Genomic DNA, 26923 nt, shown 5'->3' with positions numbered 1-26923 from the left:
CCACCCCAAACAACAGCGCCCACCCCACCGCCCCGCAGCCCACAGAAGGCCCCCCGCTCGAACGAGTGGGGGGCCACTGACCGGCAGGGAGAGGCGCACGCGGGCGATCCCTTGGTGCGGAGCCTGGAAGGCGACAGGGGTGGGACGGGCCGCGGATTACTCCTCTGGAGCTCGTCTCAAGAACTCGCGTAGCTGGAGGGCTCTCTCCAGGTCCTCCGTGAACACATCGGGTCGCTGCTCGGCCAGGGTCTCGCGGATGTCAATGGCGCGGGTGATGACGGCCAGCGCCTCTTCCCGCCGACCCAGGTCCGCCAGACGGACGGACTGGTTGTTCAGCGAGGTGGCGAGACCAGGCAGGTCGGGATCTTGTGTGTCGTGGTGTTCCACCAAGGCCGTGCAAAGGGCGACGGCCCACTCGTTGAGCGCGAGGGTGGAGTCCGGTAGCTGGTCACTGAGCTGGTGCAGCAGAGCGACGTCGTGCGTCGTGCGGGTCAGATGTGTCAGGGCGGTGATCAGTGGTGCGGGGTAGGCAGTACGTGTTGCGGTGGTCAGGGCGGCCGGTCCCAGCACTTTCGGGGCGGTCGTGATGGCATCGCACAGGATGTTCCTGGTGGTGTCGTGATGATGAGGGTGCTGGGCGGTGCGGGCCAGGACCGTCAGGGCATGGGCAGCGTGGTTGGCGGAAAGGATGGTCAGGACGCGTGTGAACAGGGCCGGTTCACGGCTTGCCTGGGTACCGATGTGGTACTCGGCGATCCGGTCGGGCTGGAGGCTGCCCCACACGGAGCCTGCTTGACTCGGGTAAAGATCGGCAAGCCAGGTCGCCAGCGCGCCACAGACAGCGGTCGCGCCGTCGTCAGCCAGACCAGGAAGCAGGGCCAGAAGCATCCGGGCGTGGTCACGGTCCGTCGCGGGGGCGAGGCAGGCCAGGGCGACGGCGAGCGCACGGTTTTCGCTTCCGCTGCGTTCCCCGGTCAACCCCCGTTCCGGGCTGTTGGCGGTCTCGTCCCAGTACTTTTGCTCGTGTCCCAGGAGCCGGCCCTCCAGCGAGGCGGCCTGACTGCCGGTGGGCTGTCGGACGCCGGTGGCATCCAACAGCGCAAGCAGAGCGGCCATCTGCACCGTCAAGGGAGTGTCGAACTCGGCGCCAGTCAAGGCGGGGGCGGGCAGTGCGTCCGGTGCGGTGAGAGCCGGCAGGAGGGCCGCCCAATCGGTGCCGGGAGAAGTCCGGCGCAGCCGGGTGCTGAAGTCGCCCAAGGCCTGCCGGTAGGCAGTGGCGCGGTCGTGAAGGGTGTGGTGCAGGGCGGGGACCGGCGTGACGGTGGCGGCGGCCAGAGCCTGGCTGTGGGGCTGTGCGGTGGCCCGGGTCCACCAGTCGCCCGCGGCGCGGGCCAGAGCCAAAATGCGCACCGGGCTGGTGGCCTGGTCGTGGTCGACAGCCTCAAGCAGGGCGTGAAGTTGCGGTGTGCGGGTTTCGGCGTAGTCGACGACGACCAGTAGCGGTCGTCGCACCTGTGACAGGGAATCCAGCGGCGTCTGGGTATCGGTGGTCAGGCGGATCGCGGTCCAGCCCTGGCCGGTCATGCGCAGGGCGAGTTCAGCGGCCAGCCTGGTCTTACCGGCACCGCCTGCCCCTGTCAGCAGCCGTGCCTGGACGGGGCTCTCGTCCCACGACCAGATCCCGGCCGCCGCCCCGGCGGGAGCGTCAGGCTGTGCTTGGTCCGGGGTTGGCCGGCACCAACGGGTCAGGTCCTTCAGCAGGTCCTCACGTCCCATGAAGGACACCACGGCCTGTTCCGGGCGCAGCAAATCGGCCGGGGAACGCGGCGGCCGGGGGCTGGCGGTACGGTCGATGACGTGCTGCAAGTCCGCAGGCTCCAGCAGCATCGCCCGGCCGGTGTGCTCCTCGACCAGCTCCCGTACCACCGGATCGGAAGCCAGCACATAGGCGGGCACCGCCTCCAGTTGGGTGTGGCTGTGGCCGGGCGGATCTCCGGCCACCACCCCTGTCAGCAGCGACGGCATCCCCGGTGTGCTGCCGCACCACAACGCGGCCCCGGACATCCCGCCCCACGGCGAGTCGTCGTCGAGAGCTTCGGCACCCATGTCCCCGGCCAGGACGTACCGGTCACGATCCCGGCCGCTGAGAGGCAAGACCCGCCCGTCGCGCTGCACACACGACACCGCATCCCCGCCGGCCTTCCCCACGACGGGGTAGCCCAGCGCCTGAGCCGGGCAGGCCTGCATCGTCACCAACCGCCCCCACCGCACCGGTGGCAAAGCCCTGGCCAACAGCTCCTCCCCGGCCAGCAGCAGCGCCGCGTCCCCTCCCTGCGGGCCGTCCTCGAACCGGTCCCACACCACCCGGCACCGCACCCGACCGGGCCGCCCGGGCAGTTGCACCGACACCTGTCCACGGTCCTTGAGCACATGCGCCGCGGTCAGCACCAGCCGCCCGCCCAGCACATACCCCGACCCCTGGGCACCACCAGAGCGCACCACCGCGACCCGAGCCGCATCCACCCCGCCCGGCCTCCTCAGCCTTGAATCCCGGTTCCAGATGTGCGATCCCCGCGCCTATGCCCGCACGGTGTGCTGCCTGTCCGGTTACTCGCCGAACCGGGAGCCGAGCATCTCGCCCGTCGCATCCGGCCGGTCGGTGTTCACGTGATACGCGCCGCTGGTCGCGGTGTCCTTCGGCGTCAGTACCAGCTTCACCCGATGGACCGACGCCTTCGACACCGAGGCTTCCGCACCGGCCGACACCACCCATGCCTTCACCCCGGCCCTGCCCTTGCCCTCCTTACGCATCTCCACCGAGAACTCCAGCTCGACCGGTCCCACCTCAAACCGCGGACCGGTACCACTGCCAGCTGCTGCCGCCACCAACTCCGCCCGCAGATGCTCCACTGCCTCCGCGATCCCGATCTCTTCAGCCACCTCGGCCCCCTCCCTCTCGAAGTCACACAACTGCCGTGCTCACCAAGCAGCGCACCCGCGCAGACGACCCACCCCAACCGAGTAGTTCCCGCCCCACTTCATGCGCCAACAAATGATCAGAACTCGCCAAGACATGCACCCTTTGTGATCGCAGGTGAATGCCTGGCGTGCAAGGTGAGTGCCTTGAGAGTCCCGAGGTCGGCGGAGCGGCTTTGGGCTGGAGTGGGGCGGAGCGGCTTTGGGCCGGAGCGGGCCGGAGACAGGAGCGCAGGCCCGGCCGGGGGTCGGGCCGCGCGCGGCCGCGGGAGCGAGCCGCCTTGAAGTCGCAGAGAAACCGCCTTGAACTCACAGAGGAAGTTGTTGCTCAGGCATCCGACGGGATGTGCCAGAGCGGGGCCTGATACTGCTCCGGGCGACTGCTGAGCAGTAGTGCTCTGAGGTCCTGGCGCTGGTTGCCGCTGAGTCCGAAAGCTTCGGTGAGCCGGCGGAACGTCGTGTGCGTGATTCCTCGGCGCCGGGCCTCGGCCTCGAATTCGTCGAGCCGGTGGACAACAGCTTCCGGATCGAGCTTCTCGGTGGGTTGGCTGCCGAGCCAACTGGCCTTGGTGCGCTCGTAGTCAATCTCGGAGAAGCCGCAGATTTCCCGGCTGTGCTGCTCGACCTGGTGCAGGTTCTCCGTTGCGAGGATGGCTCGGGCGAGCTGGTTGCGGTTGAGGGCTTCGTCAAGGTCTGCCTCGTACACGGCGGGGCCGTCGTCGGTGAGCGGGACCGGTAGGCCGGCGTCTCGTACTTCGCACCGGCCGCGGGCGCCTCGTGCCGTGGCGGCCAGCATGGCCGTGGCCTCGGAAGGGTGCCACTCCAGTACCGAGCTCACGGGCATGACGTGCTCAGCGGTGAGCGTCAGGGCAACAGGTCCCAGGCGATCGCGTAGGACCTCGACGGGCAGTTCGCCGTCGAGGCCGGGGCCGGCGACCAGGAGCCGTACGGGGAAGTTGAGTTCGCAGCATGCGGCGAGGGTGAGCGCGTCGGCGAGTGGGCTGCGGAGGGTGGGCTCGTCACCCCGGGCGAGGATGTCGCCGCCGACGTCCAGGAGGTCGATGGAGTCCGGCTCCAAGTGCTGGACGAGCTCTTCGAGTTGGCGAACCATGCCTTCGGCGCCGTGGTGTGGGTCGATGAGCGCGAAGGTCTGCGGAAGCTCAGCGGCCAGTCGGGGAAGCGTCGACCCCGCGGGAGCAATCGGTGTCGCGTCGGCGGGCACCGTCTGGACGCTTCGCGTAAGGGGGCGGAGGCCGGTGAAATTGGCCGGCCCTCTCGGGCCCGGAACGGGGTCGATCAAGAGGCGGTCCCATGCGTAGGTGAGGACCACCGCTGGAGCCTCATCGCCGTAGAGGGCGGCGTCCAGCATCGCGGCGGCGACAGCGTCGCCGCCTCCTCCCGCTGCCACGATCAAGCGCGCCACGTGCGTCAGCGTACGACTGCGGGGCGGGAAGCGCCGCTCTGGCCGTCATCAGTTCCCGGCCCAGCGCGCCACCGGCCTCTCGGACGTGCACTTCCACGATCTGCGGCACACGGGCACCACAATCGCCGCGACGGGCGGCGCGACCACCCATGAGCTGATGCGCCGCATGGGGCACTCGTCCGTGCGGGCGGCGCTGATCTACCAGCACCTGCAACACCTGGTCAACGGTCGTGATCAAGCGATCGCCGATCACGTGGACAAGCAGATCCGGCAGGCGAAACCGGACCGGGGCGGCTCGCGCGGATCCTCTGGCACGTGAGCGGCACGATCCCGGCGGTCCCGCATCCGCAGCAGAAAACGATCAAGGCCCAGGAATCCGAGTTCACATCGGATGACCTGGGCCTTTTCGTTCTACGTAAGGAGTGGGCACAACAGGATTCGAACCTGTGACATCTGCTTTGTAAGAGCAGCGCTCTACCGCTGAGCTATGCGCCCTGGCCGAGCCGACAGACTACCTTGCCGTCGGGGTTGGTCTGCAATCCAGTGGGCGAAGTGCGAACTTACCGGCCGGTGTGTTCGTTTCCGGTGGGTGCGAGAATGACATTCGGTCCTGGGGCGATCCGATCGGGAGAGGGAAGTGACGGCGACACATACGCAGCCGCTTGAGCAGCGAGAACGTCGTCGTGCGCGGGGTGGCCCGGTCCGTGACCTGGTGGGGCTGATGTTGTTGCCGTTGCCGCTGGTGGCGGCGGTGGCGACGATGTCGTTCGCGGGTGGCGGGACGCGTCGGTGGTTCGGGCGCGGGGAGAGTCAGCGGGCCGACGCGCAGGCCGCGAAGGACGCCGCGGCCGCGGCGTTCTATGAGCTGGACACCGCGCAGCGGGATCTGCGGATCACCATAGAGACGATCACCGCGGTCGACAGTTCGCCGCGGGCGCGCCAGGCGGCGCAGGATTACGCGGACTTCGGGCGGCGGATCGACGAGGTCAGCCAGGCGTACATCACCGCGGTCGACGCCCATGACCTGGACCGGGACGATCTGGACGGCGGTGCGGTGGCGCGGGCGCGGGCCGATCTGACCCGTGCCAAGGACGAGCTGAACCGGGTGAAGGGCGAGCTCGACCGGTTCGCGCAGGGGCTGGCGCCGCTGCTGCAGTCCGCCGAGACGCAGCTGGCGCAGCTCGCTCCCGCCGTCGAGCGGGCCCGGCAGGCGCTACTGGCGGCGAGCGACGCGTTGGATACGGTCCGTGCGCAGGATCTGCGGGCGGACGAGCTCGCCGCCCGGCTGGCGGCGCTCGGCCCCGAACTGACCAAGCTCAACCAGGGCGCCGGGCAGCACGGTGTCCAGGAGACGATCCGGCGCGCGGACGACGTACAGCGCAAGGCCGGGGAGATACGGGCCGAGGCCGAGCGGCTGCCGGCGCGAGCGGCGGAGATCGACAAGCGGCTGGTGTCGTTGCGGACCCGGGCGCAGGCGATCACGACGCGGACCGGCAAGGTCGAGCCGATCCTCAGCGAGCTGCGCCGGCGCTACAGCGCGGCGTGCTGGCAGGACCTGCAGCACGTGCCGGAGCAGGCCGCGCAGTCCGTCGAGCAGGCCGAGGTCAAGCTGCGGGAGGCGCAGCAGGCGCGGGACGAGCAGCGCTGGGCGGACGCGACGAGCCGGCTGGCGACCGTCCGGGCGTTGCTGGACACCACCGACGAGGCGGTGTCGGCGGCCGGTGACCGGCTGCAGCGGCTCGATGCGGTCTCGTTCGACCGGCAGAAGGAGGTCGACCGGACGCGCTTCGCGATCCGGGACGCCCAGCGGCTGGCGATGGCCGGGCGCAGCACCCCGGACCCCCGGCACGCGCAGCCGCTGGACGACGCGGTGGCGCGGCTGGACCGTGCGGTCGCGGGCCTGGAAGGGCGGCATCCGGACTGGTGGCACTTCCTGACGGAGACCGAGGCGGTACGGCAGACGGCCGCCCGGGTGGTGCAGGAGATTCGTGAGGCCCGGGGCGGTACGGGGGCGGGAACGGGGGGCTGATCTCCGTACGAGGACCGGGGACGGCCAGCTGATCTTCGTAGGGACCGCCAGCTGATTTCTCCGTACGGCGGACGCGTCAGTCCCGCTCCGCTACGCAGCCAGCACCCGTACCGCCCGCCCCTCAAGGCGTCGTCCCGGCCGCGGCCGCCCCACCGGAGCAATGGCGCAATGTGGCAGGTGGGCGGATCCTGGAGATTGGATTGAGTACGGCCCAGGCGGTACCTCTGTGCAAAGGAGGCCGGACATGGCTACTGGGGCTCCTGGCCAGGCTCTGCCCGGGGGGCGGTTCCACCACCGGGCGAAGCGACACACCCGGCTCGATGAGCATCTGCCCGTGGACCACACGCTGAGCAGGGTCTACCGCATCGGCGCCGGGGTGATGGGCCTGATATTGGTCGCATTCGGCGTCCTCGGACTGACCCACAACATCGGCTTCTTCGACACCGGCGGCGACATGGTGGCCGGGCTGCAGACCAACGGCGCCCTGAGCGTGCTCTCGATCGTCGTCGGAGTGATCCTCTTCGCCGGCATGGTGATCGGCGGGAACTTCGCCTCGAACCTCAACCTCATCTTCGGCATCCTCTTCCTCCTCAGCGGGTTCGTGAACCTGGCGCTGCTGCAGACCGACGCGAACTTCCTCGCCTTCAAGATCCAGAACGTGCTGTTCAGCTTCGTGGTGGGCCTGATGCTGATGGTTTTCGGGATGTACGGACGGGTCAGCGGCGGCCTCCCGTCGGACAACCCGTACTGGCGCGCCCGGCACCCGGAGGAAGCGGAACGTTTCGACCGCGGCGAGTGGCATCCCGTATCCGGTATGACGGCCGGGCGGCAGGCGATGCTCGTCAAGATCCAGGGTGCGTCGCACGCCGGGCGTGGTTCGTTCGGGCCCGGGACCAGTGGGAGTGGAATCCGCCGCAGTACGGGCACCGAGGCGCACGGCCCCTCCGGAGGCGGTGACAGTAGTAGGGCGGGCGGCGCGAGCGGTTCCGGCGGCAACGAGCCGTGAGCCGACCGTGAGCCGGCGTCGCGCGGAGGCGTCAGGGCGTGCCGAGGAGGGATCGGGGTTCGGCACACCCTGACGTCGCACGCATCGGACCTCGTACGGCCCGGCGTCGTACGCATCAGACGTCGCACTCGCATACATCGGGTGTCGGACGCGTCGGATGCCGGATCCAACGCGTTGGGTCGCACGCGTCGGATGCCGGACGCACCCGTTGGATGTCGGACGCGTGGGATGGCGCACGACCCGGCGTCGCACGCGTCGGACCAGAAGCCAGGAGCAGGGAGTGGGAGCATGAGCCGGTCGGGGCAGCCCGCCCCCGCCGCGGGGAGCAGTGTGCAGCACGCGGCGGTCGAAGCGCTCGCCAAGCGGATCCTCAAGGGCATCTACGGCGAGGGCGAGTCCCTCGTCATGCCGGAGCTGATGGCGGAGCTGGACGTCAGCCAGACCGTACTGCGCGAGACGGTCAAGGTGCTGACCACCAAGGGACTGCTCGGCACCGACCAGCAGCGCGGGACGTTCGTCCTGCCTCGGGCGGAGTGGAACCTGCTGGACACGGACGTACTGCGCTGGAAGCTCGCGGCCGGCGTGTCCTCCGACTTCTTCGCGGACGTGCTCGAACTGCGGCGTTCCATCGAGCCGGCCGCGGCCGCGCTCGCCGCGGAACGCCGTACCGACGAGGACCTGGCGGCCCTGGACGCGGCGCTGACCACCATGGGTGCGACCGCCGACGATCCGGAGCTGCTCGTCCGCGCCGACGCGGACTTCCACACGGCGTTGCTGATCGCGTCGAACAACCGGTTCTATGCGCAGATGCACCGGGTGATCGTGCCGGTGCTCGTCCAGCGTGATCGGGCGGTGCTCGGTGCCGACGGTGCCTTCGAGCACCCGCACGCGGTGCACGCCACGGTCCGCGACGCGGTGCGGGACCGGGATGTGGACGGCGCGTACATGGCGATGCTCGAACTGCTGGACAAGTCGGCGCGCGAGCATCCCTAGGCACGCGCACGGAGCACTGTGGCTCGCCCGTACCGCTATTGCTCGTACGTACCACTGTTGCCCACCCGTACTGCTATTGCTCGTACGCACCACTGTTGCTCGCCCGTATAGCTGTTGCTCACCCGTACCGCTGCTGCGGCTCCTACCGCTGCCGCACTGCCGCTGCTCCTCGCTCTCCCGCCACCGCGCGGCTCCCGCATGCCCCGCCGCCCCCCGTTACACCCCTCTCCGGACGGGGCAGGAACCACCGTCACGGAAGCCACCTCACGGAAACCACCTCACAGAAACCACCGTCACGGAAGCCCACCGCTACAGAACCCAAGGGATCCTCATGAAGATCAGCCGTATCGAGACCTTCCTCGCTCCGCCGCGCTGGATGTTCGTGCGGGTCGAGACCGATGAGGGGCTGGTCGGCTGGGGTGAGCCGGTGGTCGAGGGGCGGGCGGAGCCGGTGCGGGCGGCCGTGGAGGTGCTGGCCGAGTACCTCCTGGGCCAGGAACCGGAACGGATCGAGGACCACTGGCAGGTCATGACCAAGGGCGGGTTCTACCGCGGTGGGCCCGTCCTGTCGTCCGCCGTCGCCGGGCTGGACCAGGCGCTGTGGGACATCAAGGGCAAGCGGCACGGCCTGCCCGTCCACCAGCTGTTGGGCGGACCGGTTCGCGAGAAGATCCGCGCCTACGCATGGGTCGGCGGCGACGAACCGGAGGCCATCCGCGACGCCGTCACCGCGCAGGCCGAGGCCGGCTTCACGGCCGTCAAGATGAACGGCTGCGGCCGGATGAGCCCGGTGGCGACCCGCGCCGAGGTACGGGCGTGCCTGCGGCGCGCCGAGACCGCACGGGAAGTCCTCGGCGACGACCGGGACTTCGGACTCGACTTCCACGGCCGGGTCTCCCCCGCCAATGCCCGCAGGCTCCTCCCCCTGCTGGCCGAGCACGCACCGATGTTCGTCGAGGAGCCGGTGCTGTCCGACTACATGCAAGCCCTCCCTGATCTCGTCAACGCCTCCAACATCCCCCTCGCACTCGGTGAACGTCTCTTCACCCGACGGGAGTTCCTGGCTCCGCTTCAGGCCGGAGTGGCGATCCTCCAGCCCGACATCTCGCACGCCGGGGGCATCTCCGAGCTCCGCCGGATCGCCGCGCTCGCGGAGACCTACGGGGCGCAGCTCGCCCCGCACTGCCCCCTCGGGCCGGTCGCCCTGGCCGCCAGCCTCCAAGTCGCCTTCACCACCCCGAACTTCCTCATCCAGGAGCAGTCCCTCGGCATCCACTACCACCGGGACGCCGAGCTGCTCGACTACGTCGTGGACCCGGAGCCGTTCCGTTTCCACGGCGGCTCACTGCTGCGGACCGAGCGTCCCGGCCTCGGCGTGGAGGTCGACGAGCCCGCCGTACGGGCCGCCGACGCGCACGGACACGCCTGGCGGAACCCGGTGTGGCGCCACGAGGACGGATCGTTCGCCGAATGGTGACCCGGACGGTGAACCGAATGGTGGCCTGAACCCTGAACAGCCACCCGGGCGGCGAACCGAACGGTGGCCTGAACAGTGACCCGGGCGGTGAGCCGAACGGTGGGCTTATTAGTGACCCTGACGGCGAACCGAACGGTGGGCTGGACAGTAACCCTGACGATGAGCCGAATGCTGAGCTGAATGGTGACCCGACCGGCGCCGTATTGTCCGGCGCGCCTGTCAGTCCGGACCGGAATAATCGGAGTCGGAGGCAGCACCCGCGCGACCGGACGACCCACCTGCCTGGCATCTGCCGGGCAGGAACGGGAGAAAGTAGGAAACGCCATGGACTTCAGCACAGCGCTCCGCACCGAGCGGCTGGTCGCCATCATCCGGGGCAGTGACGCGGAGGCGTCCTTCCGTACGGTCATGGCCCTCGCGGAGGCGGGGCTGCCGCTGGTCGAGATCTCGCTCAGCGGGAAGGACGCGCTGGGCGTCATCCGGCGGGCGCGCGCCGAGCTCGGCGATGCCGCGTGGATCGGCGCGGGCACCGTCCTGACCGGCAGCGACGCCCGGCGCGCCGCGGAGGCGGGAGCGAACCTCATCGTCACGCCCGGCCTGGGGGCGGGACTGGAGGAGTCCGTCCGGCAGGGGCTGCCGACGCTCGCCGGGGTGCTGACGCCGTCCGAGGTGATCGCGGCCGAGGCGCTGGGCGTCTCGGCGCTGAAGCTGTTCCCGGCGTCGGCGGGCGGTCCGGCGTATCTGCAGGCGCTCCGCGCGCCCTTCCCCGAGCTGCCGTTCGTGCCGGTCGGCGGGGTGGACGCGGCGATCGCGCAGGCGTACTTCGACGCCGGGGCGGTGGCCGTGGGGTGGGCTCACCGCTGGTCGGGGACGCGGCGGACGGCGGTGATCTGGACGAGCTGCGCAAGCGCGCGGCGGAGTTCCGTGCGGTATGCGCCCGATGACGGGAGGAGTCCCGGTCCCGGGAGAGGGCTCGGCGACCGGGGAGGCGGGCCCGGGGCCACAAGGGGAAGCAGCGGGCCCGGGGCCGAAAGAGGAAACAGCGGGCCCGGGGCCGTTGGCGGAGGAGGCGGAAGAGGCGCAGGTAAGCGCGCGGCCGCTTCCCCCGGCGCGGCCCGGCCGGCCCGACGTCCTCACCTTCGGCGAGACCATGGTCGCGCTGCGCGGCAGCGGCCCGCTGAAGCTCGGCGGCACGATGGAGGTGTCCGTCGCCGGGGCGGAGAGCAACGTCGCGATCGGCCTGGCCCGGCTCGGACACGCCGTGCGCTGGGCCGGCGCGGTCGGCGACGACGAGGCCGGGCAGCTGGTGCTCCGTACGCTGCGGGCCGAGGGCGTCGGGGTGTCCGGCGCCACCGTCGACCCCGGTGCGCCGACCGGGCTGCTGATGTTCGAGCCGCGGCTGCCCGACGTCACCCGCGTGCACTACTACCGCGCGGGATCGGCCGGCTCCCGGCTCACCGCGCACGCGGTCGAGGCCGCCTTCGACGCCGCCCCGCCGCGCGTCCTCCATCTGACGGGCATCACCCCGGCCCTCGGCCCCACGGCCCGCGCGGCGTCCCGGCACGCCCTCGAACTGGCCCACCGGGACGGCTCGTTGATCTGCCTCGACGTCAACTTCCGGGCCCGCCTGTGGAGCGCCGAGGACGCGGCGGCCGTGCTCCGGCAGTGGATGCCGTTCGTGGACGTGCTGATCGCCTCGGACGACGAACTCCCGCTCTGCCTGCCGGAGGGAGCGGGCGGGGCAGGCGGGTCCGGAGCCGGACGGGTCGCCGCGCTCGCCGAGCGGGCCGCGCCGCTGCTGGACCTGGGCGTCACCGAGGTGGTGGCGAAGCTGGGCGCGGACGGGGCGGCGGTCTTCACCGGCGACGGATCGCTCCACCGGCCCGCCACACCGGTCCGCGCGGTGGACGCCGTGGGTGCCGGGGACGCGTTCGTGGCGGGATACCTCTCGGCGCTGCTGGACGGCGAGGGGCCCGCGGAACGCCTGGAGCGGGCCGTGACCACCGGGGCGTTCGCGGTCGCCTCGCACGGCGACTGGGAGGGCGCACCGACCCGTGCCGAGCTGGGCCTGCTGGGCGCGCCGCCCGGCACCGTCGTGCGCTGACCGGCGGCGCGGCTAATCTGTGGCCATGCCTCGTTACGAATACCGGTGCCGCCCCTGCGGCTCCACCTTCGAGCTGAACCGGCCGATGGCCGAGTCCTCCGCCCCGGCCGTCTGCCCGGAAGGCCACGAGGACACCGTGAAGCTGCTCTCCACGGTCGCCGTCGGCGGCTCGGCGGCCGCCCCGGCCCGGAGCGCGCCCAGCGCCGGGGGCGGCGGCTGCTGCGGAGGCGGCTGCTGCGGCTGACCCGCCACGGCCCGCCCCGCGGCGGGCCGTACGTCATCCCGTCGGCGGGCGGCCCGCCGGCGCCGTGCTGCCGCCGGTCAGCTGCCCGCCCGTACGTCCCCGCTACCGCTTGCGGGCCAGCGTCACCCCGTCCGCCACGGTGAGCATCACCGCCTCCATCCGGGCGTCCGCCTGCACATGGTCGTTGAACGCCCGGATCGCCAGCGCCGATCCGGTGGCCGCCGGATTGACGACCTCGCCCTTGTAGAGGACGTTGTCCGCGACGATCAGGCCGCCCGGCCGCAGCCGCGGTACCAGCTCTTCCCAGTACGCGATGTAGCCGCCCTTGTCCGCGTCGAGGTACGCGAGGTCGATGTGCGGTTCGGCCGGCATCGCCCGCAGCGTCTCCAGGGCGGGCGCGATCCGCAGGTCGATGCGGTCCGCGACGCCGGCGTCGGCCCACGCCTCCCGGCCGTACGCCGTCCACTCCTCGGAGATGTCGCAGGCGACCAGCGTGCCGTCCGCGGGCAGCGCCTGGGCCATGGACAGCGCCGAGAAGCCGGTGAACGTGCCGACCTCGACGACGTGCCGGGCCCCGATCAGCCGCACCAGGAACGCCAGCAGCGCCCCCTGCTCCTCCGCGGACTGCATCCCCGCCGCGTCGGGGAACTTCTGGTGGGTGAGGTCCACGATCTGGCGCTGTGCGGGGTTCAGCTGCGGGTTGTGGGCGAGGACGTAGTCGTACATCTCCGCCGTGATCGGCGTGCTCTTGGACTCGGCCACTGGCTCTCCTCCGGATCAAGGACGGTGTCGGCCGATCACCGGAACTGCGGCCGGCCGCCCTCGCGAGACTAGCCGAGGTCCGGCGCCGCCCCGCGGTTATCCACAGCCCCGAGGAAGGCCCGGACGATCTCCTCGCCGGCGGCGGCGCCCCGGGCGTCGAGCGCGGTGACGTGGCCGGCCCGCCAGCCGGAGTCGGCCAGTTCGCCGTGGCCCGGCCGCCAGCCGCGGTCCGCGGCCAGCAGCAGGTCCGCGTCGAGCAGGGAGTCACCGGCGGCAAGCACCTGGGACGCGCCCGTACGGCGGGCCACCTCCGCCACGGCCGCGCTCTTGGTCAGCGGCCGGGGCACGGCGTAGATCTTGCGGCCTTGCAGGGAGACGGTCCAGCCGCGCTCCTCCGCCCAGCGGGCGAGCTCCTTGACCCAGGTGTCGGGCAGCAGCGCCCGCTCCACGACGAGGTAGGCGAAGAGGTCCTCGGCGACCCGCTCCTTGAGCAGCCAGGCGGGATCGGCGGTGCGGACCAGGTGTTCCCGGACCTCGTCCAGCGGCGCGCACTGTGCGGCGAGCCGCTCGGCGACGGTGCGCCGCCAGTCCGGGTCGGACTCGCCCCGGACGAGCAGATGGCCGCCGTTGGCGCAGATCGCGAACTCCGGTGGCGGGCCGGGCAGATGGATGCGTCCGTACTGCTCGCGGGTACGGGTGGTGGTCGGCACGAAGGTGGTGCCGGCGGCGAGTTCGGCGAGCAGCCCGGCGGCCGTCTCCGTCATGTAGGAGAGCGGTGCGCCCTGGTAGACCTCGACGCAGAGCAGCCGTGGGGCCTCCGCGTCGGGCATGGCCAGGCCGAGGGCCGCGGCCGAGTAGATCAGCGTGCGGTCGAGATCGCTGGCGACCAAAAGAGGGGCAGCGCGCAGCGCTTCCGGGGAAGGGTGGTGGTGGGCGAGGGGCCGGCCGCTCATGAGGAGACCACCGCCTTGCCGTCGGCACCGGTGGCGCCGCGGGTGAAGCGCGGGTGGATCAACCCCACGCAGGTGTAGGGGAGTTCGTCGACCTCTTCGACGGGTACGCCCCGTTGTTCCGCCAGGAGACGGACGTGGTCGAGGTCGGTCCCGGCGCCGCGGCGGGCCAGGATCTTCCAGGGGACCCGGCGCAGCAGTACGCGGGTGGTCTCGCCGACGCCGGGCTTGACGAGGTTGACGTCGTGGATGCCGTACTCCTCGCTGATCCGCTCGACGGCCGCCCAGCCCTCCCAGGTGGGGGCCCGGTCGGCGCCGGCCAGCTCCTTCACCTCCGCGGTGACGTCCTCGGCGACCTCGTCGAAGCAGGCGCCGACCGCGTCCAGGAAGGCCCGCGACACATCGGCGCCGGCCAGTTCGCGGTAGAACTTGGCGCCGTGGAAGTCGCCCGGGCCGACCAGGTCGTCGCGCAGGACCGTGCGTGATATCAGGCCGGATACGGTGGAGTTGAGGCAGGCGGACGGGATGAGGAAGTCGTCGCGGGTGCCGTAGGTCTCGACGCAGCCGCCGGGGTCGGCGAGCACGGCGATCCGGGGGTCGAAGCCGGGGAAGTCCGCGAGGGCCCGGGCGAGTTCGCGGGTGATGGCGCCCTTGCCCGTCCAGCCGTCGACGAAGACGACGTCCGCCGGGTCGTGGTGGGCGGCCAGCCAGCGCAGTGCGGTGGTGTCGATGCCCCGGCCGCGGACGATCGAGACGGCGTAGTGCGGCAGGTCGAGGCCGTGCGTGTGCCGGGCCCAGCGGCGCATCAGCACGCCGACGGGGGTGCCGGCGCGGGCCAGGGACACCAATACGGGGCGGGGGCTGCGCTCGGCGAGCACGGTCTCGGTGACGGTACCGACGGCGCGCGCGATCCGGCGCGCGGAGCTCTGCAGCGCGCTGTGGAACAGCGCCTGGTAGCGCTCGCTCGGCTGGTATTCGACCGGCAGCGACTCGGCGTAGTGGGCGCCGCCGCGCTGGATCGCCTCCTCGCGTTCCTCGGTGGGCGCTTCCAGGGTGACGTCGGAGAGGTCCTGCAGCAGCCAGCCGACCTCGTCGGCGTCGTAGGAGGAGAAGGCGGGGCCGCGGAGCGGCTCGGGGAGGGGCATGGGGGCCGCCTGGGGTCGTGGGACGTACGAGGGGATGACGGCGAGCAGCAGCCGGTCGGTGTGGCCGGCGAGCCGGTCCAGCAGCCCTCCGGGGGCGTGTAGTTCGGGGCGGTCGCCGTGCGAGTCCACCACGGCGACGACGGCGTCGAAGCGGCGGGCCGGGTCGCTGCCGGCCGCGACGTTGTAGGCGTACCGCGCCCCCGGGCCGTCGGCGGGCCGGTCGTGGGCGGGGAACGACAGCCGGGTGCGTATCGCGTAGCCGGGGTCGTCCACGGCGAGGACGGGCGAGCGGGTGGTGGTCGAGAAGCGGACCTCCGCGTCCGCGCCGAGGTGGGCGTCGAGCGCCCCGGCCAGCCGCAGCGGTGCGTACATCAGCTCCTCGTTGCCGAGGACGAGGACGCGGCGGGCGCCGTCCAGATGCGGGGCGAGACGGGCCGCCAGGCCGGGGAGTGCCGCGTCCAGGCGGGCGCGGTGCGCCGGGGTGAAGCCGTGCCGCCCTCCGTCCGGCAGCCCGGCGGGCCAGCCGAGGTCGACGCGTACGGCGTCCGGGGGGCCGCCGTCTCCGTATCCGGGCGGGCTTTGCGGAGCGGCCGGTGCCGGCGGCGTGCGGCCCTCGTGCTCCGCGACGAGCGCCTGACCGCGGGCCAGGACGTCCTCGGGAAGGCGTACGCCCCCCGCGGCGAGCGCCACGAGGTCCACCCGGGCGCCCAGTTCGGCCGCGAACTCCGCCAGCCGGCCGCGGTCGGCGTCGGAGCGCATGTCGACCAGGGCGACGACGACGTAGTGGTCGCGCGGGAAGCGGGTGTGCAGCGCGCTGATGGTGTTCAGGACGGTCCGGCCGGTGGAGAACTCGTCGTCGACGAGCACCAGCGGCCCGTCTCCCGCCAGGAGTTCCGGGTCCTCGGGGAGCAGCAGGTGCGAGGTGGCGTGGCTGTGCTCCTCCTCGAACCCGGCCTGGTGGGCCACCCCTTCGACCGGCCGGCGGGTGGAGTGCAGATACGGCGCGAGCGCCAGGCCGTCGGCGACGGAGTGCCCGAGGCCGGTGGCGGTCTCGGCGTAGCCCAGGACGACGGCGCGGGCGGCCGCCTCGTCACCCAGCAGCGTGCGCACCCGGCGCCCCAGGCCCAGGCCCGCGCCGTGCACCGCGTCCGGCCGCTGCGGCACGTGCTTGCCCAGCACGTTCGACACGAGCAGATGGGCCCGCTTGGGGTTGCGCCGCAGCGCGAGCCCCAGCAGGCCGGTCAGCTCGTCCCCGCCGCTCAGCGAGACGCCGAGCCGGCCGGCGACCCATTCTCCCGTCCAGACCACGCGTTCCGTCTCCTCCGTCGTACCGTTCATGTCGTTCGCCGTGTCCCAGGGCCCAGGTGGTGCTCAGGTCTGCGGCAGGCTCGCCGTCAGCAGTTCCACGAACCCGATGCCCTCCCGCGCGACGCCGAACGCCTCGGCGCGCAGCAGGGTGCGCTCGGCCCAGGCGCGGTGCGGCTTCACCTCATTCATCTTGTTCGTGTACGCCGAGCGGAGCACCCCGCCGTCGCAGCGTTCCGGCCGCAGGATGTCGACCGCGTCGCTGAACTCCTCGTGGCTGACGACCGAGAGGGCGTGCACCGGCGCGACGTGCGAGGGGTGGATGCAGGTCTTGCCCTGCAGGCCGTTGGCGCGGTCCAGTTCGATCTCGCGCAGCAGGCCGTCCATGTCGTGCTCGATCAGCGCGGTGCGCAGCTCCTCGGCGCGGCCGAGGAAGGGCGAGCGGCGCAGCTGGGGCTTGAACATCCGCTCGTGCAGCCGGAAGTACTCCCAGACCGGCCCGGTGACGGTGAACCCGGTGCCGTCGGCCCGGCCCAGCACATTGACCACGTCGGCTATCACGGAGGCCACGATCTGGACGTCGTACGCGGTCATGTCGGGCGCCCTGCGCAGCCCGTAGGCGGAGCAGAAGTCCGTGACGCCCAGCCGGAGGGCGAGGACGCGGTCCCGGTATTTGTCGACGGTGCGGGCGATGTTCTGGAGCGTCTCGGGGCGGCTCTCCAGGTGGAGCAGCTCCGGGGACTCCAGCACCGGCATGGCGAACAGCCGCCGGTCGCATACGGACTCCGCCGCGGTCAGCGCTTCGAGGAACGGCACGCCGCGTTCTTCGGTGAACTTCGGAAGTACAAATCCGGACAGCCGGCGTACGGCCGGTCCGATACGGCGGATCAGATCCGGTATCTGCCCGGGCGCCCGTACCCGGATGAACAGCAGCGGCAGGTCCGTGCCCGCCCCGGCCGCCTCGTCGAGCAGTCCGAGCTGCCGTACGAGGTTCTCCTCGCCGGCCGCGACGTCCCCGTCGCTGATGGAATCCTCCAGACACAGCACCATGGACAGCACGCCGCGTCCGGCCTGTTTGAGGACGTCGGCGGCGAGTCGCGGCCGGGTGGCGGGGCTGTAGAGGGTGGCGCCGAGGGCGACCGCGAGCGTGCGGGCCGGGGAATCGGCGGTGAACTCCACCGGCTCCTGGTGGAACAGTGCCTTCCGGATGTCGGGCGGAAGATGCCCAAAATGCCGCATAGAACTCCCCGATTACCTGCGGGACCCGGGCACCCCCGCTGCGTCTCGCTGTCTGGATCCAGCCGGTAATCGTACGTCTGTGGGGGTGGGGTTGGTTCCCACGTGCGTGAAAATCACGTAACCCTCATGAGGCGCCCGGGTGTCGGGACGGACGCCCGACGCACCGGCTCGCGTGCCCCGCGTTGTCCCTGCCACCTCCGGGAAGGCAGGATTGCGGCATGACGCACGCGATGTTGAAAGGGTCGAACGTACCCCTCGACGCCACGGCCGTCCGGGCCGTCCTGCGCTGGACGCCCGGCGCCGACGTCCCCGACGTCGATGCCTCGGCGCTGCTGGTGGGGCCCGAGGGGCGCGTGCGTTCCGACGAGGACTTCGTCTTCTACAACCAGCCTCGGCACCCCAGCGGCCTGGTGCGGCATCTGCCCAAGGCCCGGCTCGACGAAAGTCTGGCCGAAACCATCGAGGCGGACCTGGCCGGACTGGATCCGTCGATCGACCGGATCGTCCTGGCCGCGTCGTCCGACGGCGGCGCCTTCGCGGGCGTAGCCGACCTGCGGGTGCTGCTGTACGACGCGGCCGCGGGCGACGCCGAGCCGATCGCGGTCTTCGACGTGGAGCCCGAGACCGGCGACGAGACCGCGCTGATCTGCGGGGAGTTGTACCGCCGCGCCGAGTCCTGGAAGTTCCGCGCCCTGGGGCAGGGCTACGAGAGCGGCCTGACGGGCCTGGCGACCGAGTTCGGCATCTCGGTGGAGGAGAACGACGCGGCCGGCGGCGACGCGCCCGCGGATGCCGGGGCAACGGCCCCCGCGGCAGCACCGGAAGCCGCGGCGTCCGCCTCGGACGCCACGACGGCGGTCGCCCCGTCCCCGCGGAGCGAGCCGGCCCCTGCCGACGCCGTCACCCCGCCCCCGAGCACCTGGCCCGAAGGGGCGTCCGGCCCGGGAGCCGCGGCGGAGCCGGAGAGCTACCCGCTGGCGGACCCGGAGGCCGTCACCCAGCACGTGGCGGACGCGATGCCCGAGCCGTTCTCGGCCGCTCCGCTGCCGCCGCCCGGCACCGCGCCCCAGGCACCCGCGGCCGCGCCGACGACCGGCGGCGGTTACGGCTACCCGGCGCACGTCCCGCCGCCGCCCACCCAGCCCCCGGCCCAGCCCGGCTACGGCTACCCGGGCCCGCCGCCCCAGTACGCACCGCAGCAGCCGCCCGCGTACGGCTATCCGCAGCAACCGCCGCCCCCGGCCCCGGCGTACGGCTACCCGACCCAGCAGTACCCCGCGCCGGACCCGTCCTTCGTGCTGCCGCCGCAGGGCCCCCAGTTCCAGCGCCGGTAGCCGACCGGGCGGGGGCCGGGTCAGACCTTGGACTTGTACCCGCGCCCCCACTGGAGCCCCCAGCCGTACAGCCGGTCGAGCTCCGCCTGGAAGCCGTAGACGTACTTGACCTCGCGGCGCACCGTGAGCTCGCCCTTGGCGTTCTCCAGCGTGAAGATCGCGCAGGACCGGGCCTGTGGCGCCCGCTCGTCGAGCTTGACCTCCACCCGCGGTCCGCTGCTGGGGTAGAGCGTCACGACCGCGTGTGTGCGGTCGAAGGCCGGTGTGCCGTCGTAGATGTAGACGAAGATCAGTAACCGCTTGATCTCGTCGCGGTGGTCCAGGTTGATGTACAGCGTCTCGCCGGAGCCCGAACCGAACCGGTCGTCGCCGCTGAGCTGGACGAACGGCGGGCCGTTGAGGTCACCGAGGAAGTTGCCCAGCGGCTGCACCACGCCCTTGGTGCCGTCCTTCAGCTCGTACAGGCAGGCCAGGTCCAGGTCGACGTTGACCACGGCCGGTCCCTGCGCCTGGACGATCTCGGGCTTGAACAGCCTGCCCGGGTGCCGCAGCAGCCCGCCCCTGCCCGGCCCGCCCCGCTCGTGGAAGTCGGAGGTCCGCATCTGCCAGTGCAGATTGACCCGCAGATGACCGGCCGCCGCGCCCTGCTTGGTCAGCGAGATGACCGGACTGCGTTTCGTCAGCTCGACGACGTACGACGCGCCGCCGCTGTCGAAGTCGTATTTCTGGGCGCCACCGCGCCACAGGTTCCCCAGGAACGACACCTTGCCCACCCCATTGCTCGGCCCCAATTACCGCGGGGCGGCCCGGGGTCCAAACCCCATGGCCGCCCCGCAGAGAGCGTTCCTCAATCAGACCCGCGTCACACTCCGGACACGACTTCCTGTTCGGCTCCGGAGGTGTCGCCCGGCTTGCCCTCGCGCCGGTTGCGGATCACCGACGAGGCGAACGAGAGGCCGATCAGCCCCACGCCGATCAGGCCGGTGACGACCTCGGGGATCTCGTACTTGATCGAGGCGAGCAGGATGACGGCGAGCGCGCCGATGGCGTAGTGCGCGCCGTGCTCCAGGTAGACGTAGTCGTCGAGGGTGCCCTTGCGCACCAGGAAGACGGTCAGCGAGCGGATGTACATCGCGCCGATGCCCAGGCCCAGCGCCATCATGAAGATGTCGTTGGTGATGGCGAACGCGCCGATGACGCCGTCGAAGGAGAAGGACGCGTCGATGACCTCGAGGTAGAGGAACATGAAGAACGCGGCCTTGCCCGCCAGGCCGAGCGCCGAGCCGGCGCCCTTGCTCGCGGGCGTCGCGGCGGCCGCGGTGGCCTCCTCGCCGTCGTCGTCCTCGTCATCCTCGTCCAGCTTGTCCTCGAAGTAGCCCGAGATGCCGCCGACGACGAGGTACGTGATCAGGCCCGCGACGCCGGACAGCAGGACCGTGGCGGTCTTGTCACCGCCGCCGTGCGCGACGTTCGTCGCCACCGTCATCGCGCTCACCAGCAGGGCGACCAGCGCGATGATCACGGAGAGCATGTCGAGCTTGCCCATCTTGGCCATCGGCTTCTCGATCCAGGAGAGCCACTTGTAGTCGCGCTCCTCGAAGATGAAGTCGAGGAAGATCATCAGCAGGAACATCCCGCCGAAGGCCGCGATGGCCGGGTGGGCGCTGGTGACCAGCTCCTGGTAGTGCGCCTTGTCGTTGAGGGCGAGCTTGACCGCCTCGATCGGCCCCAGTTTCGCGGTGATCGCGACGATGACGACCGGGAAGACCAGCCGCATGCCGAACACGGCGATAAGGATGCCGACGGTGAGGAAGATCTTCTGCCAGAAGGCGTTCATCTTGCGCAGGATGCCTGCGTTGATGACGGCGTTGTCGAACGAGAGCGAGATCTCCAGAACGGACAGGATCCCGACAATCGCGAGCCCCTGCCACCCCCAGAGCACGCCGGCCAAGGCGAGACCGACCACCGTGATGGCGAACGACCAGCCAAAGGTTTTCAGGAGCACTGCCTACCCAATCCCTCGCTGTGTGGGTCCCCCGCGCGCGGCGCGCGGCGCTTTACGAAACGTTGACCCCGAAGTCTAGAGCGATGCCCCGCAGACCCGACGCGTACCCCTGTCCTACCGCCCGGAACTTCCATTCGCCGTTGTAGCGGTACACCTCACCGAAGATCATCGCGGTTTCGCTCGACGCGTCCTCGCTCAGGTCATAACGGGCGAGTTCACTGCCGTCGGACTGATTGACGATCCGGATGAAAGCATTGCTGACCTGGCCGAAACTCTGCCCGCGCAGATCCGCCTCGTGGATCGAGACCGGAAAGACGATCTTGTCGACCTGCTCGGGAACCTGCGAGAGGTCCACCAGGATCGACTCGTCGTCGCCCTCGCCCTCACCGGTGAGGTTGTCACCGGTGTGCTCGACGGAGCCCTCGGGGCTCTTGAGGTTGTTGTAGAAGACGAAATACTCGTCGCCCAGCACCCGGCCCTCCCGGCACAGCAGCGCGCTGGCGTCGAGGTCGAAGGGTGCGCCGGTCGTGGACCGCGCGTCCCAGCCGAGGCCGACCATGATCTGGGTGAGATTCGGCGCGGCCTTGGACAGGGAGACGTTGCCCCCTTGGCGAGCGTGACACTCATCGTTCGCTTCCTCCCCGGTGTCGTACGGGCCCGCACTGGCGCGGCCCGGCTCTTCACGCGCGCCCGGCGCCGCACGTCCCCGGACGGGGGCGTACGGCGCCGGGCGCGGTCACTCTCCTGGCCGGGCGGCCACCACGGCGGCGCTGCCCGGCCGAACGTCGGCGATCGGCTCGGGGCCGGTCAGACGTTGACGCCGAAGTCCTGGGCGATGCCGCGCAGGCCGGAGGCGTAGCCCTGGCCGATGGCGCGGAACTTCCACTCCGCGCCGTTGCGGTACAGCTCGCCGAAGACCATGGCGGTCTCGGTCGAGGCGTCCTCGCTCAGGTCGTAGCGCGCCAGCTCCTTGTCGTCGGCCTGGTTGACCACGCGGATGAAGGCGTTGCGGACCTGGCCGAAGCTCTGCTGGCGGGTCTCGGCGTCGTAGATCGACACCGGGAAGACGATCTTGGCGACATCGGCCGGCACGGCGGCGAGGTTCACCTTGATCTGCTCGTCGTCGCCCTCGCCCTCACCGGTGATGTTGTCACCGGTGTGTTCGACCGAACCGTCGGGGCTCTTCAGGTTGTTGAAGAACACGAAGTTCTGGTCGTTGGCCACCTTGCCCTGGTCGTTCGTCAGCAGGGCGCTGGCGTCCAGGTCGAAGTCCGTACCGGTGGTGGTACGCGCATCCCAGCCCAGACCGACGACGACCGCGGTCAGATTGGGGGCTTCCTTCGTCAGCGAGACGTTGCCGCCCTTGCTGAGGCTGACTCCCACGAGTCCTCCCGTAGATTCGAGGGGTACGTAAAGATTTGCGCCCCCATCGTGCATGGCATCGGATCAACGAATTGATCCTAGTGACCGGTTCCCACCGATTGCAGATATCGCACCCGGATCGGTGCGGATGTCGGCGCGGCGGGCACCGGCGGGCGGGAGAGCGCCCCGGCTCAGAGGGTTTCGAGGGCCTTGACGTAGTCGTTCAGGTCGCGGGCGTCCGGCAGGCCGTTGACGACCGTCCAGCGGACCACGCCCTCCTTGTCGATGACGAAGGTGCCGCGCACCGCGCAGCCCTTCTCCTCGTCGAAGACGCCGTAGGCGCGGGAGGCCTCGCCGTGCGGCCAGAAGTCCGACAGCAGCGGGTACTCCAGGCCCTCCTGCTCGGCGAAGATGCGCAGCGAGAAGGGGGAGTCGTTGGAGACGGCCAGCAGCTGGACGTCGTCGTTGACGAACTTCGGCAGCTCGTCACGGAGGGCGCACAGCTCGCCGGTGCACACGCCGGTGAAGGCGAACGGGTAGAAGAGGAGGACGACGGCCTTCTCGCCGCGGAAGTCGGAGAGCTTGACCAGCTCGCCGTGCTGGTTCTTCAGCTCGAAATCCGGAGCCTTCGTGCCGACCTCGATCGCCATGGGGGTGCTTCCCTTCCGCTCACGCTCTACAGAACGCGACCACCCTACGCGCCGGGGCACCGCGCCGGGGACCCGACCTGAACGGGGCCGAGCCCCCTCCGGAACAGGGCGGAGGGGGCTCGGTGGCGAGTGAGGGGCCTGCGGCTCAGCGCTTGCCGGACTTGGGCGTGACCAGCCGGCTGCCCGTCCAGTCCTTGCCCGCGTTGATGCTCCGGGTCTGCGACAGGCCCGCGGTCTGCGCGGCTTCGTTGATGTCGCTGGGCTCGATGTAGCCGTCACGGCCGGTCTTGGGCGTCATCAGCCAGATCTGGCCGCCCTCGTCGATCAGACCGATGGCATCCACCAGCGCGTCCGTGAGGTCGCCGTCTTCATCGCGGAACCACAGCAGAACGACGTCGGCCACATCGTCGTAGTCCTCGTCGACGAGATCCTGGCCGATCACAGTCTCAATGGCTTCGCGGAGATCCTGATCGACGTCATCGTCGTAGCCGATCTCCTGGACCACCTGTCCGGGCTCGAACCCCAGCCTGGCGGCAGGGTTGGTCCGCTCCTCCGCGTGGTCCGCGGTCGCGCTCACGGATTGCCTCCTGTCATGTTTCGGAAAATGCTCGGGTGACCCCGCGCGTGCGCGGAGCATTGGGCGTAGTCCACACGGGCCGGGCGGATCGCGCAAGTACCCGGCGGTCCAGACCGCCGAAACGGTGACGTTTGGCGGCGTCTCGCCGCAACCGCGACCCCCGACAGACAGGGTGAAGTGATTCACACCACAGCGTTCTGCGGGGTTTATCGGGTAGTCGCGCGCGACTGGTCCCTTCGGGGGTGGCCGGGCCCGGTACCGGATCTCATTTCGGGGTGCGTACGTCCGTACGCGAAGCACTTTCGACATGGGCGTATGGTTGCGATTTGGCCGACGCGCGAAATCGGCCTTTTCAGCGCCATCTCTCAGCGGATGGTTACCCATCGGTAGAGGTGACGTATCGCTGTGGCTCGGTACACGATGGAAGACGGCGCGACACCAAGGCAGAGACAGCATTCGTCCCGTGCACGGCATGAATAAACGTGCGGAGCACGACACGACCCGAACACGAAGGAACAGCGTGGCTTCCGGATCCGATCGAAACCCGATCATCATTGGCGGCCTTCCCAGCCAGGTCCCGGACTTCGATCCCGAAGAGACCCAGGAATGGCTCGACTCGCTCGACGCGGCCGTCGACGAGCGAGGCCGGGAACGTGCTCGCTATCTCATGCTCCGGCTGATCGAGCGGGCCCGCGAGAAGCGCGTGGCCGTGCCGGAGATGCGCAGCACGGACTACGTCAACACCATCGCGACCAAGGACGAGCCGTTCTTCCCCGGCAACGAGGAGATCGAGCGCAAGGTCCTCAACGCGACCCGGTGGAACGCCGCCGTCATGGTGTCCCGCGCCCAGCGCCCCGGCATCGGCGTCGGCGGTCACATCGCCACCTTCGCGTCCTCCGCCTCCCTCTACGACGTGGGCTTCAACCACTTCTTCCGGGGCAAGGACGAGGGTGACGGCGGCGACCAGATCTTCTTCCAGGGCCACGCCTCGCCCGGTGTCTACGCCCGCGCGTTCCTCCTCGACCGGCTGTCCGAGGCCCAGCTGGACGCCTTCCGCCAGGAGAAGTCCAAGGCCCCCAACGGTCTGTCCAGCTACCCGCACCCGCGGCTGATGCCGGACTTCTGGGAGTTCCCGACCGTCTCGATGGGCCTCGGCCCGCTCGGCGCGATCTACCAGGCCCGGATGAACCGCTACATGGAGGCCCGTGGCATCGCCGACACCTCCAAGTCGCACGTGTGGGCCTACCTCGGCGACGGCGAGATGGACGAGCCCGAGTCGCTCGGCCAGCTGTCCATCGCCGCCCGCGAGGGCCTGGACAACCTGACCTTCGTCGTCAACTGCAACCTGCAGCGCCTGGACGGCCCGGTCCGCGGCAACGGCAAGATCATGCAGGAGCTGGAGTCGCAGTTCCGCGGCGCCGGCTGGAACGTCATCAAGCTGGTCTGGGACCGCAGCTGGGACCCGCTGCTCGCGCAGGACCGCGACGGCATCCTGGTCAACAAGCTCAACAGCACGCCCGACGGCCAGTTCCAGACGTACGCGACCGAGACCGGCTCGTACATCCGCGAGCACTTCTTCGGCGACGACCAGCGTCTGCGGAAGATGGTCGAGAACATGACCGACGACCAGATCCTGCACCTGGGCCGCGGCGGTCACGACCACAAGAAGATCTACGCGGCCTATGCGGCGGCCAAGGCGCACAAGGGCCAGCCGACCGTGATCCTCGCGCAGACCGTCAAGGGCTGGACGCTCGGCCCGAACTTCGAGGGCCGCAACGCGACCCACCAGATGAAGAAGCTGACGGTCGAGGACCTCAAGGGCTTCCGCGACCGGCTGCACCTGCCGATCCCGGACAAGGACCTGGAGGACGGCCTGCCGCCGTACTACCACCCGGGCCGGAACTCCGAAGAGATCCAGTACATGCACGACCGCCGCAAGGCGCTGGGCGGGTACGTACCCACCCGTGTCGTGCGCGCCGAGCCGCTGCAGCTGCCGGACGACAAGGCCTACGCGGGCGCCAAGAAGGGCTCGGGCCAGCAGAAGATCGCCACGACCATGGCGTTCGTCCGCATCCTGAAGGACCTCATGCGGGACAAGGAGATCGGCAAGCACTTCGTGCCGATCGCGCCCGACGAGTACCGGACCTTCGGCATGGACGCGTTCTTCCCGTCGGCCAAGATCTACAACCCGCTGGGCCAGCAGTACGAGTCGGTGGACCGCGAACTGCTCCTGGCCTACAAGGAGTCGCCGACCGGCCAGATGCTGCACGACGGCATCACCGAGGCGGGCTGCACGGCCTCGCTGATCGCGGCGGGCTCCGCCTACGCCACGCACGGCGAGCCGCTGATCCCGGTCTACGTCTTCTACTCGATGTTCGGGTTCCAGCGCACCGGTGACCAGTTCTGGCAGATGGCCGACCAGCTCGCGCGCGGCTTCGTGCTCGGCGCGACCGCGGGTCGTACGACGCTGACCGGTGAGGGCCTCCAGCACGCCGACGGCCACTCCCAGCTGCTGGCCTCGACGAACCCGGCCTGTGTCGCCTACGACCCGGCCTACGGTTACGAGATCGCGCACATCGTCAAGGACGGTCTGCGGCGGATGTACGGCGAGAACGCCGAGGACGTCTTCTACTACCTGACCGTCTACAACGAGCCGATCCAGCACCCCGCGGAGCCGGCCGACGTCGACGTCGAGGGCATCCTCAAGGGTCTGCACCGCATCAAGTCCGGCGAGAAGGGCGAGCACGCGGCCCAGATCCTCGCCTCCGGCGTCGCGGTGCCGTGGGCGGTCGAGGCCCAGCAGATCCTCGCGGACGAGTGGAACGTCAAGGCCGATGTCTGGTCGGCGACCTCCTGGAACGAGCTGCGCCGCGAGGCGGTGGACGTCGAGGAGCACAACCTGCTGCACCCGGAGGAGGAGCAGCGCGTCCCGTACGTGACGCAGAAGCTCCAGGGCGCCGAGGGCCCGAAGGTCGCGGTCTCGGACTGGATGCGTTCCGTCCCGGACCAGATCTCCCGCTGGGTCCCGGGTACCTACCAGTCCCTGGGCGCCGACGGCTTCGGCTTCGCGGACACCCGTGGCGCGGCCCGTCGCTTCTTCCACATCGACGCGCAGTCCATCGTCCTGAGCGTGCTCACCGAGCTCGCCAAGGAGGGCAAGGTCGACCGTTCCCTGCTGAAGCAGGCCATCGACCGCTACCAGCTCCTGGACGTCGCGGCCGCCGACGCGGGTGAGGCCGGCGGCGACGCCTGATCCTCCCGCGGCCTGCCGCCGCACCGCTTCCCTCGCGCCCCCGGCCGGTGTCCTCCACCGGCCGGGGGGCGCGGTGGTGTGCGGCCCGG

General features: G+C 70.6%; 22 protein-coding genes, 1 tRNA gene and 2 pseudogenes. 11 read left to right on the top strand and 14 right to left on the bottom strand.

Going from position 1 to position 26923, the window contains the following annotated elements; translation table 11 throughout:
• Positions 1–156 precede the first annotated feature (156 nt).
• From OJ254_RS16295 to OJ254_RS16285, 3 genes are all read right to left on the bottom strand, one after another.
• The gene (locus tag OJ254_RS16295; RefSeq protein ID WP_265362901.1) at positions 157–2523 is read right to left on the bottom strand and encodes a trypsin-like peptidase domain-containing protein; all 2367 of its coding nucleotides are present in this window, start codon (positions 2521–2523) and stop codon (positions 157–159) included.
• Positions 2524–2607: 84 nt separating this feature from the next.
• Positions 2608–2940, bottom strand: a complete 333-nt coding sequence (locus OJ254_RS16290; RefSeq protein WP_265362900.1) for a trypco2 family protein — start codon at positions 2938–2940, stop codon at positions 2608–2610.
• A gap of 364 nt (positions 2941–3304) precedes the next feature.
• A complete protein-coding gene (locus tag OJ254_RS16285) occupies positions 3305–4345 on the bottom strand; it encodes a DUF1152 domain-containing protein (RefSeq protein WP_265365185.1) in 1041 nt (346 codons plus the stop codon).
• Between OJ254_RS16285 and OJ254_RS16280 the strand changes: the two genes are divergently transcribed.
• Both OJ254_RS16280 and OJ254_RS16275 read left to right on the top strand, forming a co-directional pair.
• On the top strand, positions 4344–4718 hold the full coding sequence (locus OJ254_RS16280) for a tyrosine-type recombinase/integrase (RefSeq protein ID WP_341483776.1): 375 nt from the start codon (positions 4344–4346) through the stop codon (positions 4716–4718). The genes OJ254_RS16285 and OJ254_RS16280 overlap by 2 nt on opposite strands.
• A complete protein-coding gene (locus OJ254_RS16275; RefSeq protein WP_265362899.1) occupies positions 4715–4849 on the top strand; it encodes a hypothetical protein in 135 nt (44 codons plus the stop codon). The genes OJ254_RS16280 and OJ254_RS16275 overlap by 4 nt, the downstream gene beginning before the upstream one ends.
• On the opposite strand, the gene OJ254_RS16270 is transcribed toward OJ254_RS16275, so the two are convergent.
• Positions 4823–4894: transfer RNA gene (locus tag OJ254_RS16270), tRNA-Val, on the bottom strand. The two genes, OJ254_RS16275 and OJ254_RS16270, sit on opposite strands and share 27 nt — an antisense overlap.
• 142 nt (positions 4895–5036) lie before the next feature.
• Here OJ254_RS16270 and OJ254_RS16265 point away from each other — a divergent pair.
• The 7 genes and pseudogenes from OJ254_RS16265 to OJ254_RS16235 all read left to right on the top strand — a co-directional run bounded on the left by OJ254_RS16265 (position 5037) and on the right by OJ254_RS16235 (position 12252).
• Positions 5037–6428 (top strand): coiled-coil domain-containing protein, encoded by a 1392-nt coding sequence (locus OJ254_RS16265; protein WP_341483619.1) that lies wholly within the window; start codon positions 5037–5039, stop codon positions 6426–6428.
• A 244-nt stretch (positions 6429–6672) separates the two neighbouring features.
• Positions 6673–7434: a DUF4383 domain-containing protein gene (locus tag OJ254_RS16260; RefSeq protein WP_265362898.1), complete on the top strand. Its 762-nt coding sequence runs from the start codon at positions 6673–6675 to the stop codon at positions 7432–7434.
• Positions 7435–7722: 288 nt separating this feature from the next.
• Positions 7723–8427 carry a FadR/GntR family transcriptional regulator gene (locus OJ254_RS16255; protein WP_265362897.1) on the top strand — a complete coding sequence of 235 codons (705 nt, stop codon included), beginning with the start codon at positions 7723–7725 and terminating at the stop codon, positions 8425–8427.
• A gap of 331 nt (positions 8428–8758) precedes the next feature.
• The gene (gene dgoD, locus OJ254_RS16250) at positions 8759–9904 is read left to right on the top strand and encodes a galactonate dehydratase (protein WP_265362896.1); all 1146 of its coding nucleotides are present in this window, start codon (positions 8759–8761) and stop codon (positions 9902–9904) included.
• Positions 9905–10228: 324 nt separating this feature from the next.
• Positions 10229–10848: pseudogene (locus OJ254_RS16245) on the top strand (bifunctional 4-hydroxy-2-oxoglutarate aldolase/2-dehydro-3-deoxy-phosphogluconate aldolase).
• A gap of 113 nt (positions 10849–10961) precedes the next feature.
• Positions 10962–12008 carry a sugar kinase gene (locus tag OJ254_RS16240; protein WP_265362894.1) on the top strand — a complete coding sequence of 349 codons (1047 nt, stop codon included), beginning with the start codon at positions 10962–10964 and terminating at the stop codon, positions 12006–12008.
• A 25-nt stretch (positions 12009–12033) separates the two neighbouring features.
• Positions 12034–12252, top strand: coding sequence for an FmdB family zinc ribbon protein (locus OJ254_RS16235; RefSeq protein WP_265362893.1), 219 nt, complete (start codon positions 12034–12036; stop codon positions 12250–12252).
• Between the two features lie 102 nt (positions 12253–12354).
• On the opposite strand, the gene OJ254_RS16230 is transcribed toward OJ254_RS16235, so the two are convergent.
• From OJ254_RS16230 to OJ254_RS16215, 4 genes are all read right to left on the bottom strand, one after another.
• Complete coding sequence (locus tag OJ254_RS16230; RefSeq protein WP_265365182.1) at positions 12355–12978, bottom strand: O-methyltransferase; 624 nt, start codon at positions 12976–12978, stop codon at positions 12355–12357.
• Positions 12979–13082: 104 nt separating this feature from the next.
• The gene (locus OJ254_RS16225; protein ID WP_423835907.1) at positions 13083–13967 is read right to left on the bottom strand and encodes an HAD family hydrolase; all 885 of its coding nucleotides are present in this window, start codon (positions 13965–13967) and stop codon (positions 13083–13085) included.
• A complete protein-coding gene (locus OJ254_RS16220; protein WP_265362892.1) occupies positions 13964–16447 on the bottom strand; it encodes a phosphoribosyltransferase in 2484 nt (827 codons plus the stop codon). The genes OJ254_RS16225 and OJ254_RS16220 overlap by 4 nt, the downstream gene beginning before the upstream one ends.
• A gap of 33 nt (positions 16448–16480) precedes the next feature.
• Entirely contained in the window at positions 16481–17653 is a 1173-nt protein-coding gene (locus tag OJ254_RS16215; RefSeq protein WP_265362891.1) for an HpcH/HpaI aldolase/citrate lyase family protein, read from the bottom strand.
• A 218-nt stretch (positions 17654–17871) separates the two neighbouring features.
• Between OJ254_RS16215 and OJ254_RS16210 the strand changes: the two genes are divergently transcribed.
• The gene (locus OJ254_RS16210) at positions 17872–18987 is read left to right on the top strand and encodes a TerD family protein (RefSeq protein ID WP_265362890.1); all 1116 of its coding nucleotides are present in this window, start codon (positions 17872–17874) and stop codon (positions 18985–18987) included.
• Between the two features lie 20 nt (positions 18988–19007).
• Here the strand turns inward: OJ254_RS16210 and OJ254_RS16205 are convergent, their stop codons facing one another.
• The 6 genes and pseudogenes from OJ254_RS16205 to OJ254_RS16180 form a co-directional block, all read right to left on the bottom strand.
• Positions 19008–19751, bottom strand: a complete 744-nt coding sequence (locus tag OJ254_RS16205) for a TerD family protein (protein ID WP_265362889.1) — start codon at positions 19749–19751, stop codon at positions 19008–19010.
• Between the two features lie 98 nt (positions 19752–19849).
• Entirely contained in the window at positions 19850–20992 is a 1143-nt protein-coding gene (locus OJ254_RS16200) for a DUF475 domain-containing protein (RefSeq protein ID WP_265362888.1), read from the bottom strand.
• 52 nt (positions 20993–21044) lie between these two features.
• Positions 21045–21619 (bottom strand): annotated as a pseudogene (locus OJ254_RS16195) (TerD family protein).
• 180 nt (positions 21620–21799) lie between these two features.
• Positions 21800–22375: a TerD family protein gene (locus OJ254_RS16190; protein ID WP_261951750.1), complete on the bottom strand. Its 576-nt coding sequence runs from the start codon at positions 22373–22375 to the stop codon at positions 21800–21802.
• Positions 22376–22545: 170 nt separating this feature from the next.
• The gene (locus tag OJ254_RS16185; protein WP_261951749.1) at positions 22546–23004 is read right to left on the bottom strand and encodes a peroxiredoxin; all 459 of its coding nucleotides are present in this window, start codon (positions 23002–23004) and stop codon (positions 22546–22548) included.
• A gap of 145 nt (positions 23005–23149) precedes the next feature.
• Positions 23150–23581, bottom strand: a complete 432-nt coding sequence (locus OJ254_RS16180) for a DUF3052 domain-containing protein (RefSeq protein WP_030414571.1) — start codon at positions 23579–23581, stop codon at positions 23150–23152.
• Positions 23582–24101: 520 nt separating this feature from the next.
• Here OJ254_RS16180 and aceE point away from each other — a divergent pair.
• Positions 24102–26834: a pyruvate dehydrogenase (acetyl-transferring), homodimeric type gene (gene aceE / locus OJ254_RS16175; protein ID WP_265362887.1), complete on the top strand. Its 2733-nt coding sequence runs from the start codon at positions 24102–24104 to the stop codon at positions 26832–26834.
• Positions 26835–26923: the final 89 nt, after the last annotated feature.

It is taken from the genome of Streptomyces endophytica, assembly GCF_026153355.1.
In the GTDB taxonomy this organism is placed as follows: domain Bacteria; phylum Actinomycetota; class Actinomycetes; order Streptomycetales; family Streptomycetaceae; genus Streptomyces; species Streptomyces endophytica.
The sequence above is the reverse complement of the archived record's forward strand: the minus strand, read 5'-3'. Positions and strand labels throughout refer to the sequence as shown.